The organism is Haloferax sp. Atlit-4N (assembly GCF_003383025.1).
Lineage (GTDB): Archaea > Halobacteriota > Halobacteria > Halobacteriales > Haloferacaceae > Haloferax > Haloferax gibbonsii.
Genome location: NZ_PSYY01000003.1, coordinates 1 through 15285 on the forward strand (window position 1 = coordinate 1; position 15285 = coordinate 15285).

The window sequence follows — 15285 nt, forward strand, 5'->3', positions numbered from 1 at the left end:
ACAGAATTGTTTTGCTGTCTCGAGATGTTTACTGTCGACGTCTGGGTGACTCTCGTACCGCTCAAGGACATCTTCTGGTGTGGATGATGGGTAGGTCATAGATCTATTGCAATCGTACAACCCGACATCGGCTGCCGACTACTTATATCCACCGTAGTGCAGTATCTGGTGTTGCGAAATAAAACAATTGACTCTGTCGTTTCGCTAGTCGGCACCGAAAATTCACCCAATTCGATCCTCAACCATCTGAATGATGAATAACTTCTCGACGCCGCCACCATCTCCCGGAACCACCGAAAATTACTGAGAGCGTCAGCCAGGTATGGCTAAAACCCACTTGAGGTGGGATAATAACACTCAAACAAAATAGCTGAAATTGAGCTGTGTATAGCTAAGATGTAGTGCCAAACCGTTCAATATACTCCCTGTGGAGTGTCAGTTGTGCTAACCTTTTACACCCGACATTGTCATCCCCCTGATGAAGTACTTCTGTAGTGCGATAAAGAGGAGGAGAAGTGGCAGTACCAAGATCAGCGTAATTGCCATGAGCATACCCCAGTCAGTAAAGTAGTTCGTTTGGGCAGTATAAAGGGCGGCGGGCAAGGTGTACATCTTGGAATCCGACATGAGGATGAACGGCCAAGTGAAGTTATTCCAGAAGCCCATGAAGACAATTATACCGACCGACGCGACAGCCGGTTTGGCCATCGGAAGATAGATCTTGTAGAACACCTGCAATTTGTTACACCCGTCAATGAGCGCCGCTTCTCCGAGTGAGGAGGGTAAGCCCTTGAAATACTGACGGAACACGAAGATACCGAACGGTTTGGCGATAAACGGGAGCATCAGCCCTACGTGCGTATTGAGGAGTCCGAACTCGGCGATGAGGAGATACATCGGAATTAGTGTGATCATCCCGGGAATCATCATCGTGGCGATGAAGAGGAGGAAAATCTTATCGCGGCCGATGAACTTGATCTTGGCGAGCGAGTAGCCGGCCAAGCTGTCGAAGATCAGGTTGAACCCAGTAACTGCGAGCCCGACGACAACGGAATTAATAAACCAATTAATTACGGGGATTCTGTCGCGCAACTCCCACAGATTGAGGAAGTTATCGAGAGTGAAATTACGTGGGAGGAAGACGATATCACTAGCGACTGGCGCTTCGGAAAATGATGTCGTGATTACCCACCAGATTGGTAGCAACATCCACAACGCCCCTGCGAGGACGAGGGCGTAAATTAGTGATCGTTTGATCAGGTAGGATGCGCCGCTGGTGTCGTAGCCGGGATAGTTCGTATTCGATCGGGCCATGTTAGTACTCTACCTCCCCGCCATCATCGCGCATCCGGTACTGATAGTAGGTGAAGGCGAAGATCATAAAGAATAGACACACTGACATCGCACTAGCAACGCCCATCTGGCCTTCCTCGAAGGCTCGCTTGTAAATGAGCACGACGATGGTGGTTGTCGCGTAGTACGGTCCGCCATTTTCGGAGAAGACGTACGCGTAGGCGAACACCTGGAACGATTTAATGATGGCGAGGACGAGTACGAAGAACGTAATATTGTTCAGGTTCGGCCAGGTGACCCATCGGAACCGTTGCCAGGCGTTTGCCCCGTCTAGCCGTGCCGCTTCATAGAGTTCATCGGGAACATTCTGGAGCCCTGCGAGGTAGAAAATCATGTTGAACCCGATCCCGGCCCAGACAGCGATCGTCATGACTCCGAAAAGCGCGGTGTCGGTTGAACCCACCCAGTTGTACGCCAGGCCGACTGGTTCGAGGAAATAGTTCAATATCCCCGACCCCGAGAAGACCCATCGCCAGATGATCGCACTCGCAGCACCACTGAGCATGACGGGCATGAAATAAATGGCACGAAAGGCCTTCTTTGCTCGAATTCCCTTGTCGAACAATAGTGCGGCGCCGAGACCCCCGAATACTGAAAGTGGAACAGTCCCTATTGAGTAGACTAACGTGTTCTTGACGGCCCACCACCAGAGATTTGCGTCTGGGGTCCGGAACGCCGCCCAGTTATTTTCCCAAGGTAACGGTGTGAATATAGAAACGTAATTATCGAGACCGACCCAGCTTGGAGTACCCAAGATACTCCATTCGGTGAAAGATATGTAAAACGCGAATAGCACCGGAATGAGCATGAATGAGCCGAAGACCACAAGGTTCGGGATCAGAAAGAGCATCCCGATCAAATTGTCCTGTGATCGTTTGATTCCTACAATTTCCTTTATTTTTTCAAAGGACCACAACTTGGGAGTCTCTTCAGTACTCGTAGCCATGATAATAGGCAACACATCATAGGTAATAAAAGTATCTGATTAGTCATCGCGATTAAACGGCTTTCCACTAACGTGGCCACGCGAACTACTCGGTATTAGACCGCGGCAAACCCACACCATGCGATTGAATATCCACCTCCCTCGCGGGTGTCCGCTTTTACTCCATTCAAAATCCAGTGGATCCAGACGATACAACCGGCGAGGCGGGTGAATTCTGCCATGAACCGGCAAGAAACCCTCCCGTCTCTTGTTCATGCTTAACTAACCACGACCATTTTCACAGCATAGTTCTGACGGGAGATCGGCGTTGTCTAATGGTTTACCAGAGCATGTTCAGTATGAAGGGCCGTGCCTAGTCACCTACGCTTGGAGTCCACAAATGCCGCTATTTGTCTGACGTAACGCTAGTCTATTATGTACTCCGTCCACCAATAGATTCCAATGCCATTACTCACAATTTGGTGTAGACTGATGATGGGCCGGTGGAACACAGGTGCCACCGTGCCGTCCCGAACTGAGCCGAGTGAGAGATCCGCTGAAGTCCATCAATGACGAACCCATTCGCGTCCAATCCACTAGAAACACGTATCGATGCACAAACAGCAGTCCGTGAATTAGTAACTCCGCTCGAGAAACACGCGAGTTCGGGCGGAGCACTCGTCCGTCCCGGCAATACCGGTGCGGCGTTCCCCGAAGTCTGTGCCGCCCAAGAAGGACTCACCCGTCCCTTGTGGGGAATTGTTCCGCTCGTCGCTGGCGGTGGCGATTTTGACCACCTCCAGCGATATCGTCAGGGGATCTCGAATGGTACGAATCCGGATCATGAAGAATACTGGGGCGACATTAGCGATTTCTCTCATCACCACGTCGAGATTGCCCCGCTCGGCTTCGCACTTGCACTCCAGCCAGATGTGTTTTGGGACCCACTCTCGGATGCGGAACAGAGCCGGCTAGCAGAGTGGTTGAACGGCACGAACGACGCCGAACTCTACGATTGCAACTGGCACTGGTTCCGCGTCCTCTCAAATATGGGCCTACGATCTGTCGGGGCCGACCACGATTGGGCGCAGGCTGAGCGCGACCTCGAACGATTGGAACAGTGGGCCCGCGACGACGGCTGGTACGTTGACGGGACGTCTGGACGCGTGGATTACTACGCAGCCTGGGCAATGCATACCTACGGCCTGATCTATGCGGCATTGACCGAAGACACCGAACGTAATGCGCGATTTCGGGACCGAGCGGCGAAATTTGCACGGGACTTTCGTCAGTGGTTCGCAGACGACGGATCAGCACTCCCGTATGGTCGGAGCCTCACCTACCGCTTCGCGCAGTCATCATTCTGGGGTGCTCTGGCCTTGGCGGACGTTGAAGCCCTGCCTTGGTCTGAGATACGCTGGTATTGGCAGCACAATCTTCAGTGGTGGCGTGAACGGCCGATTTTCAGGGACGACGGCGTGCTCTCGATCGGATACGCGTATCCGACACTCAAGATGAGTGAAGATTACAACGCCCCAAGTTCGCCCTACTGGGCACTCAAAGCGTTTTTGCCGCTGGCACTATCGGCGTCACATCCCTTCTGGCAAGCAACCCCGAAACCGCCCACCGACCTCGAATCTCGCACTATGCAGGAGGCTCCGAAGCTGATACTCTCTCGAGACCGTGGCGAGGTGTTCGCACTCGCTGCCGGTCAGAACACCCGGTTCGATCACAAGTACAGTAAATTCGCCTACTCGACTGCGTTCGGCTTTGGGGTCGGCAACGACGTTCGGGGACTGGCGTCGGCCGGCCCCGACAATGTGCTTGCCCTGAGTGACGGGAACGATTACGTTCGGTCGCGCGAAAATATAGTCGAATCAAAAGTTGAGGACGGAATCGCCTACTCCCGGTGGCGTCCCTGGGACGACGTTGAGGTCGAGAGTTGGCTCGTTCCTATGACTCCGTGGCACGTTCGGGTCCACAGACTCGACACGAACCGCCCTCTATCCAGCTCGGAAGGCGGATACGGGATCAATATCGACGACGACCAGCTCTCCCAAACAGAGGACGATGGGAAAGCAGTCGTGTGTAATTCGATGGGTATCAGCGGCCTCGTTGACGTTGCAGCGAACCGTACCGGTGATAGCGTCGAACCCGATCCGAATACGGATCTCCGTCACCCTAGGACGATTGTACCCCTCCTGTCTGGCCAGCATGACCCTGGCAAACACTGGATCGCTACTGCCGTGTTCGGATCAACGAACGCAACGGACGAACGCTGGTCGGAACTACCTCAATACCGACGCGGAGATGGTATCACCATCACCGCTGCCGATGGGGAAAAGCTGGTTGAGATTGACCGCTGACCGGTCTACTCAGCCATTAGTGTATCCGCTCCGGTAGGGGACAGTTTCTGCGTAGTATAGTCTCCAAATATCTTTTGTCAAACTGATACGGATGTTCTCGCTCTCGTGGTGTGAGGTGCGATTGGGTTGGTCATAGAGCGGCCGGTTTGCTATCGGAACTGAACACGATATGGCCGAAAGGGGAGGCCCAATGACTGTTCGTTGTACGCCGTGCTTCGGAAGGAACGTGGGTGATAGCTAGCCGAGGACTTCGTTGTTAACTTCCTCCTGTGCATCTTCGAGGGCTTGCCTTGGGCTCTTATTACCCAGTTGGGAAGCCTGCAACTGTGGGACAATTGTATTCATTACAGCCGTGGTTTCTGGGCCGTAGTACATCAATTTTGCATGCTTCAACTGCTCTGCGTGGTCTTTCAGGACGGGTATCTCGTCGTAAGCAGGATGGTCCTCGTCTTCAGAGAGGTACGAGAGACCGGTGCCGGCGTTAATGAAGTAATCGACGCCCTTGCCGTATGCGAGGAACTTTTCGAGTTCCCATGCGGCTTGCTCATCGGACGGCTTGGTTGACATGCTGAACACCTTAGCGGTGTACCCCCCGCCAGATGGACCACCCTTCGTTCTCGACGGAATGAGCGTCGCTCCAGCGACGTCCTCGTTGTCGTTGCGCTTCGCATCGGCATAGACCCAGGGACCACCCATTGTTGTGGCGGTGTTGCCAGCGCCGAACGTCCTGGAGTAGTTCTGCAACTCGACCTCGGTGCTGTATTTGAGGAGTCCCTCGTCGTGGAGGTTGATCGTGTATTCGAGAGTCTCCACGTTGGCATCGTTGGCGACCACACACTCGGTGTAGTCGTCGTTCATGATTCCAGGGCCCTTCTGGTTAGCGAAGTTCCAGAACATGCGTGAGCCCGACTTATCGAATGGGAGAAAGTAGGGAACGTCTACACCGTTCTTTTTCAGGTCTGAGAGGGCGTTCCGCAGTTCGTCCCACGTCGATGGAGGTTCATCCCAGCCAGCGTCAGAATACATCTGGGTGTTGTAGTACATGACCATAGTGCCAACACCGGTCGGCAGACCGTAAACTGTGTCCTCGTCGAGTTGGAAGACGGTATCGGAGAAGTCACCGATGTAGTCGGCCAATTCCATCTCGTCGTCTTGGTCGACGAGCGGCTTCAGGTTCTTCAGTCCCCCTTCTCTGGCGAGCTGGGCGTAGGTGCTCGTGGTGAGCATCATAACGTCGGACGCTTCGCCTGCGGCGACTTGGGATTTTACCTTTTGATTGTATTGTTCGACGCTGCCAGGGATCCCATTGTACTTTACTGAGATGTTCGGATTATCCGCCTCGAACTCGGCGTTAAGATCCTCGATGAAGGGGTAGTTAGCAACCTGGTTCCACCAGGACCAACTGGCAGTGGTTGAACTATCGTCCCCACCGTTACCATTGCCGTTCTCGCCGTTCCCGTCACCCATACAGCCCGCCAGGCCTGCTAATCCAAGCCCGCTTATTCCTGCAATCGTTTGTCGTCGTGTGAAATCGCTGCGCTTCCGGTCGTTACCTGTGCCTTGGTCAGACATACGTCACCATTTATCATACTAGAGAGGTATATAAAACTATTTCTTCAACCAACAGAAAGCAGGTCACTTCGACGGACTACCCACTAATGAATCGCCCTTAGACGGTGGTTCAGCGTGTGAATCGAAGTGCCAGTGTCACCCTCGTAGGATGGGTACGATTGGGTTGCTTACAGATCGGCCGGTTCGCTATCGGTGCTGAACGCGGATGCAGCGGAAAGGGGAGGCCCAGTGGGTGTTCGTTGTACGCCGTGCTTCGTGAGGAATGTGAGTGATTTTAGCCGAGGACTTCGTTGTTAATTTCTTCCTGTGCATCTTCGAGGGCTTGTCTTGGGTCTTTATTACCCAGTTGAGCAGCCTGTAGCTGTGGGACAATCGTATTTATTATGGCCGTCGATTCTGCGCCATAGTACTGCAGTTTTGCGTGCTTCAGCTGCTTTGCGTGGTCTCTCAATACGGGTACCTCGTCGTAGGCAGGGTGGTCCTCGTCGTCAGCAAGGAACGACAGACCGGTGCCGCCGTCCCTAACAAAGTAATCGACCCCCTTTCCGTGTCCAAGGAACTTCTGGAGTTCCCACGCGGCTTTTTCATCGGAAGGGTTCTGTGACATACCGAATGCCTTGGCAGTGTAGACACCGCCACTCGGACCACCCTTCGTTCTTGACGGAATTGTCGTTGACCCCGCGACATCTCCGTTATTATTGCGCTTTGCGTCAGCATAGACCCAAGGACCACCCATTGTTGTGGCGGTGTTGCCAGCGCCAAACGTCCTGGAGTAGTTCTGTAACTCAACCTCGGTGCTGTATTTGAGGAGTCCCTCGTCGTGGAGATTGATGGTGTACTCGAGAGCCTCTACGTTGGCGTCGTTGGCGACTACACATTCCGTGTAGTCATCGTTCATGATTCCGGGGCCTTTCTGGTTGGCAAAGTTCCAAAACATCCGCGAGGCCGACCCGCTGAACGAGAGGAAGTAGGGAACGTCTACACCGTTCTTTTTCAGGTCTGCGAGGGCGTTCCGTAGTTCGTCCCACGTTGATGGAGGTTCATCCCAGCCAGCATCAGAATACATCTGGGTGTTGTAGTACATGATGATAGTACCTGCACCGCTAGGTAGTGCGTAAATTGTGTCCTCGTCTGGTTGGAAGATAGTCTCAGAGAAGTCACCGATGTAGTCGTCCGTACTTATCTCGTCGTCTTGGTCGATAAGGGGCTTCAGGTTCTTCAACCGGCCTTCTCTGGCGAGTGTAGCATAGGTGGACTCCGCGCCGAGTTTCATGACGTCTGGTTCCTCACCGGCGGCGACTTGGGCCGTTATCTTCTGGTCGTATTGGTCGAGGCTACCCGGAATCCCATTGTACTCTACGGTGATGTTCGGGTGGTCCTCTTCGAAATCGGCATTGAGATCCTCGATGAAGGGGTAGTTAGCGACCTGGTTCCACCAGGACCAACTGATAGTGGCTTGCGTTGGGGTATTGTTCCCACCGTTTCCATTGTCGTTTTCTCCGGCAGAACCATTGTCGTTTTCTCCGGCAGAACCATTGTCGTTCCCGTCACCCATACAGCCCGCCAGGCCTGCTAATCCAAGCCCGCTTACTCCTGCAATCATTTGTCGCCGTGTGAAGTTGCTGCGCTTCCGGTCGTTACTAGTGTCTTGGTCAGACATACGTCATCGACTAGCACACAGAGAGAACATATAAATCTTTTCTTCATGAGGAGGGGGTGTGTTTGGTTGAGCATGAACAGAGAGTCGGACGGATTTCTTGGTGTTCATGCCAGAGATCAGCCGCCTCAGAGGGAGTAGAGAGTTGATTGATTTGGAGTTTGTGGAGTGAAAACGGACACCCGAGTGGGCGGTGGCGGTGGATATTCAATCGTATGGTATGGGCTTGTCGCTGTCTAATACCGTCGACTTACTCAACTCGCTGGGTGTCTAACGCTCAAGGAAAGCGATCCACAATGGGTGCAGAAAGCCGATTCACAGCCTGAATCCGGAAATCATCGAATCAGATCGTGCTCAACGGAACGGGGGGGTTCAGGTCAACGACGAGCAACTTTGGTTGTACGCCACTATCGATCCGCAGACGAAGAACCTGCTTCACGTCCGTTGTTTGCGACGACAACCACCGTTCTTACGAGATTTCCTCTTGCGAACTGCAACAAAAACACGACGTCGAAACTGCTGTCTTCCTCGTCGATGGTGTCAAACACCTCACTGCAACGATTTTGGCTCCGATTTCAGATGTGTCGCCACGGAAATCCGAGCGTCGTCGCACGAATCTTTCGAGAACTAAAGCGCTGAACCTCGCCGTTTTCGAACTGTTTCAGCCATGTCGAACCAGCCACAGTTGAAAATTGGTTGTAGAGTTTCGCTCGCTGGCACAATGCTCCAAACTAAACACTCCCCGCCAGCAGCGAGCGAGTCATTTTGACGGGCTACCGACTAACGGAGTACCTTCAGATGGCGGTTCAGAACTGTGGATTGAATTGCCAGTATCACTCTCGAAGACATGGATATTCTCTTCAGGGAATACAATGTTGAGGGTGTCGCCCGGATTAACGAGGATATCGGTTGTAAGGCTCGCTATGTAGGTCTCATCGTCGATGTCGAAGTAGACAAGCGTGCGTTCTCCGAGCGGTTCGACCACCGATACTTCGACTTGGAACGAATTCTGATCTGTACTGTCCGTCACCTCAATGCTCTCAGGCCGAATCCCAAGGACGAGAGACTGTTTTACGGCACCGAGTTTCTCCGCGAGCTCATCGGAGATTGAATACTGGAACCCTTCGTGGTTCAGCGTCGGTTGCTCATCCGAGTCCGAGTAGGTGACGTCGAAGAAGTTCATACTTGGCGATCCGATAAAGCCCGCTACAAATTGATTCTGGGGCTGGTAATAGCACTCAAGCGGCGTGCCCAGTTGCTGTAGTTTCCCCTGGTTCAGTATCGCAATCTTGTCTCCCATCGTCATTGCTTCGGTCTGGTCGTGGGTGACGTAGATCGTACTGGTACCAAGTTTCTGCTGCAGATCCTGTAGCTCCGTTCGCATCTGGGTTCGCAATTTCGCGTCCAGATTCGACAGCGGTTCGTCCATGAGGAACGCTTCCGGTTCTCGGACGATCGCTCGTCCGAGTGCGACACGCTGTTGTTGGCCGCCTGATAGGGATCCAGGTTTCTTCTCCAGGAGATCTTCAATTCCGAGCATCTCGGAAGCATCCTGAACCCGACGGCTGATCTCGTCAGCAGGGAGATCTGTCGTCATCTTGAGTCCAAATGACATGTTCTCTCGGGCCGTCATATGTGGATACAGAGCATAATTCTGGAACACCATCGCGATATCGCGGTTTTTGGGTTTCGCATCGGTAATGTCCTGATCTCCGATCGTGATGGTCCCGTCCGTCACGGTTTCCAGTCCCGCAATGCATCTGAGTGTGGTCGACTTTCCACAGCCGGACGGACCGACGAGCACGAGGAAATCCCCGTCCGGAATCGTCAGGTCGAGGTCTTCGACCGCGACTACTTCCCCTCCGCTTCCATCAAAGATTTTTGTGAGATTCTCGATTTCAATCTTTGCCATGTGTAGTGAACTTTGATTCAGATAATATAAAACCACCTGCTTTGAGGGGTCACGGTCTGCAGCCCCGGCTGTATTGAATCGCCATACTGCGGTGGAATTTACTGTTTCACAGCCCGCTTGATGGTATAGACGACATACATCAGAGCGATTTTTCGGAATTCACAATCATTGAGCGCTGATCGTAGCACTGTGTGTCGGTTCTGGCGTTGTGCGCGTGATCGTAGGGTTCGAAGATTCGATGTTTGATGAGCGGGTGAATCCTGAGGTCACGAAGGGATTCGCGGAGCGAGTGCTTGTCGGCAGCGAAAGATCGTGGTCGCCTGCGTTCCGGCTGGCGATCTGCTCGGCGAGGTCTGCATCACTTCCCTCACGGGTCGTTGAGTAGTGAACGTCAAGGATAGCTTGGGAGTCTGTATCGACGAGTCTCGTGACCTTGAGCTTCTGCACGGGGTAACTTGTCCGTTGGCGATAGTGGCGGCTTGCCGCCGAGCGTTCGTAGGATGTAGTCTCGATTGCACCGTGTTTCGGGGAGTCCGCAGTCTGACGCAACAGCACTCGGCAGACACTCATACTAATCCGGTCGAGTGATTCACATAATGTGGATAGAGTGATCGGCTGCGTTGAGGCCGATTTCCCGGTTATTTATGCTCTTTCAGCAGATCGATGGTCGGCGTGCCGCGAAACCGTGAAATCAACCGCCTGTATAGCGATTTACCAGAGCCGCTCTGACCGAAAAGGGGCCGTGAGGACAGATACGCTGGATTGGGTGTCGCCGGAACCGGGCCCGAACTCTGCTCCGACGCGTGCGTCTCAGCGGAGCGGTTCGAACGCTTCGAGCCCCGCCTGTGACGCTTCCATGTCTTCGGACACCGCGCCGCCGCTCGCGCCAACCGCGCCGACGACGACGCCGTCGTGTTCGACCGGGAACCCGCCGCCGAAGACGACGACGCGACCGTTGTCGGTGGTGTGGAGGCCGTACACGTCGCCACCGGGCTCGGATCCTTCCTTCAGTTCGTGGGTCGGCTTCTTCACCGCGGCCGCGGTGTAGGCCTTGTTCTGTGCGATGTTGCTCGCGACGAGCTTCGCGCCGTCCATCCGGCGGAACCCGAGGAGGTTCCCCTCGCTGTTCGTCACGGCGAGGTTCAGTGGGACGCCGAGTTCCTCGGCTTTCTCCTCCGCCGCGTCGAGAATCTTTTTGCTTTCGGCTATCGTCAGTTCTTGTACCATCGACTCAACTATCGACCGCTTGGGGGAAAAAACCACCGCCCACGGGGAGAACAGCCGTCTTGGCGGACACAGACGGTGATACGACTATTCGAATCGAATCAAACGCTGCAGGCTCGACTGTGTGTTTTTGCGTTCCCCTGTCGTGGTCGCGTCGGCTTGAACGTACGGATTATCGCGGGAGGGCGTGCCCGACTGCTCGAACGACTCCACGTCGCCGGCGTCGGAGGCATTGATGAGACCGATGTTGACGAACAGGCGCTCGTCAGCCGTGTCGGCAGCGAGAAGAACGTCCCCGTTCCCTCGGTCGCCCTCACGTTTGTCATCGGATTGGGTGGCCGCGGTGCCGGACAGTATCGTGACGCTGGTGCCCACAAGGAGTAGAGCACGGTTCATCGAGTGAGCGAGACTCGGTTCGAATCGCTCGCTGTGGTATGTCTTTCATACCCACGAACTCACTCCTAACAAACATATACAAAGTGGACCGCAGACTCAGATCCACTCACGTCAGCAATAGTGTATTTTTTAAAGAATGAAAGCGGGACAGACGGGTCAGACGGGAACGTGACCTTTGGGACTACTCCGGCGGGCTATCCCACTCCTCGCCGTCGTCCTGCGGGTGGTACCCGATCTGCGAGCGGGCGTGTTCGAGGTCGTACCACCGGCGCTGGTTGTCGCTCACGCCGCTGAAGATGCCGAACTCGACGTTGTCGTCCTGCAGACAGCAGTCGATTTCGTGGGCGAAGTCGCGGCGGGATTGCCACATCGCCTTCATGCGCCCGACGGTCTCTTCGTACTCGGCGCTCCCGCGCTCGAACTCGCCGTTCTCGACGGCCTGCTCGGCGTCGCCGTAGGGGTGGTCGTACTCCGGCATCCGGACGCTGCACACCCGGAGGGCGTAGAACTGCTTGGGGTATTCGTAGTTCTCGACGTAGTATCGGCCCATGTCCTCGCCGTAGGCCTTCGACGCGCCGTAGAACGAGTCGGGACGGACGGGGTCGTCGTGGCCGACGACGAGGCCGTGACCCGGCTCGTAAATCTCGGGGGAGAACTCGTCCTCGTAGCCGCCCATGACGTGGTTGGTCGAGAGGAAGACGAACGACTCGATTTCGTTCTCGCGGGCGACTTCGAGCGCGTTGTACATCCCGATGATGTTGGGCTCGAAGATGTCTTCCCACGTGCCGTCGGTGTAGGGGTACGCCGCCATGTGGATCATGGCGTCCTGTCCCTCCGCGGCATCGTTGAGGGCGTCGTAGTCGGACACGTCGCCGACGACGGTGTCGTAGCCACCGTAGGGGTGGTCGTCGGGACGGTCGGAGCGGTTGAAGTACGTGAAGTCGTAGTCGTCGTCGTCGTGCAGGTGGTCTATGACTGCGGTGCCGCACCGGCCATAGACGCCGGTCATCAAGACGTCCATACGAATCCACTCTGACCAAATCGTAATAAATTGATGGGTGACCGCGAAATCCGACTTCGAGCCGGCGTCTCTCGCCCACCGGGAATCGATCCCCGACCGTTTCGATAGTTCACAACGCCTGACTGTTGACTCGCGGGCGCTCTCGCGCGCGAACACCGGATTCAGGGGTTGACGATGCCTTTATCACGGTTGACTCAGATTGACTGTACCATGCCACTCGCAGACGACCGTGTACGTAGTCGTCTCCGTGGCGTCGCCGTCGGCTTGCTCACGCCGTTCGACGACGACCTGGAGATTCAACACGACAAACTCGAAGCGAACGCGAAGTCGCTTTCCGGCGACGGTATCTCGTCGTTCCTCGCGGCCGCGAACATCAGCGAATACCACTCGCTGTCCCAACAGGAGCGCGTCGACGTGACGGAGACGAGCGTCGAAGCGCTCCCCGACAGCGCCTGCGTCCTCGCCGGCGTCGGCGGGTCGACGAAGGCCGCGACCGACCTGATGGAAGCCTACGACCGCATCGGCGTGGACGCGATGATGGTCATGCCGCCGGACCACACCTACGTCCACGAGCGCGGACTGCTCCGCTACTACGAGAAGCTCGACGCCGCGACCAACACGCCGCTCGTTCCCTACGTCCGCGGCTTCGACCCCTCGGTCTCCTTCCTCCGCGACCTCTCGCGCATCGAGGGCGTCGTCGGCGTCAAGTACGCCATCGAGGACCCGGTCAAACTCGGTTCCGCTGTCGCCGCCGCGGACGACGACGTGGTCTGGGTGGACGGCCTCGCAGAACCGTACGCTGTCTCGTTCTGGAACGAGGGTATCGAGGGCTTCTCGGCTGGCGTCAGTAACTTCCGGCCGGAAATCGGCCTCGCGCTGTTCGAGGCACTCACCGAGGAGAACTGGGAGCACGCCCGCGAGATTCGCGACCTGACGCTTCCGTTCCAGGACTTCCGCGGCGAGACGGGCGAGGACAACGATCTCCCCGGCGCAATCAGCGTCTCTGCGGTGAAGAAGGGCCTCGAACTGGCCGGCCTGCACGGCGGGTCGGTCCGCGAACCGATTCGGCCCCTGTCGGCCGAAGACGAGCGTCGCGCCGAGGAACTGTACGAGGAACTCGACGACGGCATCGGCCGCGTCATCGACTGACTCGGCGACCTCGACCCAGCGCGCACCGCCGAATCGGACCGCATCGACACCGACTGACCACCACCCCTACTGCCTGACGCTCCCCGACTATGCCGGTCGGGGCCCCATCACCACCTTTTGCCGTCTCACCGCTGAGTCGCTTCCAGACCGCTGTTCTTCTCGCTCCCGTCCCGTTCGGTGTCGTGTCATCATCCCGGCCGCCATAGATGACGGCGCTCGCTCGCTTGCTTGCTTCCGACAGCGAACCGGGTAACTCGGCCGAGTCGCCCATCACGGTGTCGTCGTATTCTCGCGTTGCGTTCGCGAGTGGGGAACGGACTGCCGGCGAATTGTGCCGATTATTCATCTGCAATGGTTTTCCTGTTCTCCCCTTGCGAACGGCTATGTTGGAGGACTGTAACGCCAGAATTTGGGAGATTAGACGATTTATCGCTTCCGGAAAGCCGGCCGTCGTCGACGCCCAACGCGCGAATTCGGAGTCACAGTAGCCAATATATTACAAACATATGTCTGTAATTTTCCCGCCTCGGGAACTAGACTGGCGAATCGGGGCTCCTCTCGCGCCGAATTTCGCCGCGCATCGGCGGCCGGAGGTAGCGATAAGTAGGTGCAGCGTGTGTGTGATTCACACGGCATGCAGCACGACGATATCCAGCACGACGACGTTCAATTCCACAACGTCAGGGCGCTCCAGCGAGTCAGGCCGCATGAGGGACTTCGACTGCTCCGCGTTCCAGAGGCCGTCAGGAGCGCCCTGAACGCCGGCGCGCAGACGAGGATGTCCTATCCGGCGGGGACCGAGATTCGGTTCGTCCCCGAGAAAACGGTCCGAATCACGCTCTCCACCGAGGAACACGACAGCCTCGTTCGACCGTTCTGGGGGGACTTTCAGGCAATGGGCGAGGAGTTCACGCTCGGGCCGGAACCGAAGACGGCCGAACTCTCTCCCCCGGAGTCGCTTTCCGACCTCGACCCCGAAGCGACCGGCGAGATGCGCTACGCGCCCGACGTGTGTCGACTCGTCTTCCCCGGCGACCACCGCGGCGGCCACATCTACTACCACGACGTCGAGGGCACGCGGCGGCCGCCGACCGCCGACGAGGTGCCGAGCCTCCGATACCTCGCGTACGGCACGTCGATTACCGAGGGCGAGGCCCCCTCTGCGGAGATGCTCACGTACGTCAACCAGACGGCGCGGCGACTCGGCGCGGACCCGATAAACCTCGGCTCCTGCGGGACCGCCTACTGCGACCCCGCGATGGCCGAGCACATCGCCGCCCGCGACGACTGGGACGTGGCGACGCTCTCGCTTTCGGTGAACATGGTCGGTCGGTTCTCGCCCGACGAGTTCCGCGACCGGGCCGCGGATATGGTCGAGACTGTCGCCGCGGCGAACCCGACGAAACCCGTCGCCTGCATCACGCTGTTCCCGCACGTGCGCGAATACAAACGGAACCACGAGGAAGCGACGCTCTCCGAGACGTTCCGCCAGCACCTTCGCGACGTGGTCGCCGAGTGCGGCTACGACAACGTCCACCTCGTGGAGGGCCCCGACCTCCTGCCGACCGCCAGCGGGATGACGACCGACCTCGTTCACCCCGGCGACGACGCGATGGTTCGCATCGGTGAGCGCCTCGCGCGCGAGCTCGAATCTCTCATGGACGATTGACCGGGATATGCGCGACTCAGACGCTCTCGTAGTCGAATTTT

Annotated in this window: 11 protein-coding genes and 2 pseudogenes; 4 read left to right on the top strand and 9 right to left on the bottom strand. The window is 56.4% G+C overall.

Annotated features, from left to right (window positions below):
• Window positions 1–444: 444 nt before the first annotated feature.
• On the bottom strand, window positions 445–1314 hold the full coding sequence (locus C5C07_RS15515) for a carbohydrate ABC transporter permease (protein WP_115805483.1): 870 nt from the start codon (window positions 1312–1314) through the stop codon (window positions 445–447).
• Between the two features lies 1 nt (window position 1315).
• Window positions 1316–2299 carry a carbohydrate ABC transporter permease gene (locus C5C07_RS15520; protein ID WP_115805484.1) on the bottom strand — a complete coding sequence of 328 codons (984 nt, stop codon included), beginning with the start codon at window positions 2297–2299 and terminating at the stop codon, window positions 1316–1318.
• A 548-nt stretch (window positions 2300–2847) separates the two neighbouring features.
• Here C5C07_RS15520 and C5C07_RS15525 point away from each other — a divergent pair.
• Window positions 2848–4644, top strand: a complete 1797-nt coding sequence (locus C5C07_RS15525) for a DUF2264 domain-containing protein (RefSeq protein ID WP_115805485.1) — start codon at window positions 2848–2850, stop codon at window positions 4642–4644.
• Between the two features lie 237 nt (window positions 4645–4881).
• On the opposite strand, the gene C5C07_RS15530 is transcribed toward C5C07_RS15525, so the two are convergent.
• Both C5C07_RS15530 and C5C07_RS15535 read right to left on the bottom strand, forming a co-directional pair.
• Window positions 4882–6216, bottom strand: coding sequence for a sugar ABC transporter substrate-binding protein (locus C5C07_RS15530; protein WP_115805486.1), 1335 nt, complete (start codon window positions 6214–6216; stop codon window positions 4882–4884).
• A gap of 274 nt (window positions 6217–6490) precedes the next feature.
• Entirely contained in the window at window positions 6491–7876 is a 1386-nt protein-coding gene (locus C5C07_RS15535) for an extracellular solute-binding protein (protein ID WP_115805487.1), read from the bottom strand.
• A 106-nt stretch (window positions 7877–7982) separates the two neighbouring features.
• Here C5C07_RS15535 and C5C07_RS15540 point away from each other — a divergent pair.
• Window positions 7983–8575 (top strand): annotated as a pseudogene (locus C5C07_RS15540) (IS6 family transposase).
• Between the two features lie 58 nt (window positions 8576–8633).
• Here C5C07_RS15540 and C5C07_RS15545 read toward each other — a convergent pair.
• The 5 genes and pseudogenes from C5C07_RS15545 to C5C07_RS15560 all read right to left on the bottom strand — a co-directional run bounded on the left by C5C07_RS15545 (window position 8634) and on the right by C5C07_RS15560 (window position 12426).
• The gene (locus C5C07_RS15545) at window positions 8634–9785 is read right to left on the bottom strand and encodes an ABC transporter ATP-binding protein (RefSeq protein ID WP_115805488.1); all 1152 of its coding nucleotides are present in this window, start codon (window positions 9783–9785) and stop codon (window positions 8634–8636) included.
• 98 nt (window positions 9786–9883) lie between these two features.
• Window positions 9884–10388 (bottom strand): annotated as a pseudogene (locus C5C07_RS15550) (IS5/IS1182 family transposase); the annotation flags it as partial.
• Window positions 10389–10595: 207 nt separating this feature from the next.
• A complete protein-coding gene (locus C5C07_RS15555; RefSeq protein WP_115805489.1) occupies window positions 10596–11012 on the bottom strand; it encodes a heme-binding protein in 417 nt (138 codons plus the stop codon).
• A gap of 84 nt (window positions 11013–11096) precedes the next feature.
• Entirely contained in the window at window positions 11097–11384 is a 288-nt protein-coding gene (locus C5C07_RS21775) for a hypothetical protein (protein WP_199522761.1), read from the bottom strand.
• Between the two features lie 202 nt (window positions 11385–11586).
• The gene (locus C5C07_RS15560) at window positions 11587–12426 is read right to left on the bottom strand and encodes an NAD(P)-dependent oxidoreductase (RefSeq protein WP_004972056.1); all 840 of its coding nucleotides are present in this window, start codon (window positions 12424–12426) and stop codon (window positions 11587–11589) included.
• 210 nt (window positions 12427–12636) lie between these two features.
• Between C5C07_RS15560 and C5C07_RS15565 the strand changes: the two genes are divergently transcribed.
• A complete protein-coding gene (locus tag C5C07_RS15565) occupies window positions 12637–13575 on the top strand; it encodes a dihydrodipicolinate synthase family protein (protein ID WP_115805490.1) in 939 nt (312 codons plus the stop codon).
• Between the two features lie 634 nt (window positions 13576–14209).
• Window positions 14210–15244, top strand: a complete 1035-nt coding sequence (locus tag C5C07_RS15570) for an SGNH/GDSL hydrolase family protein (RefSeq protein WP_115805491.1) — start codon at window positions 14210–14212, stop codon at window positions 15242–15244.
• Window positions 15245–15285: the final 41 nt, after the last annotated feature.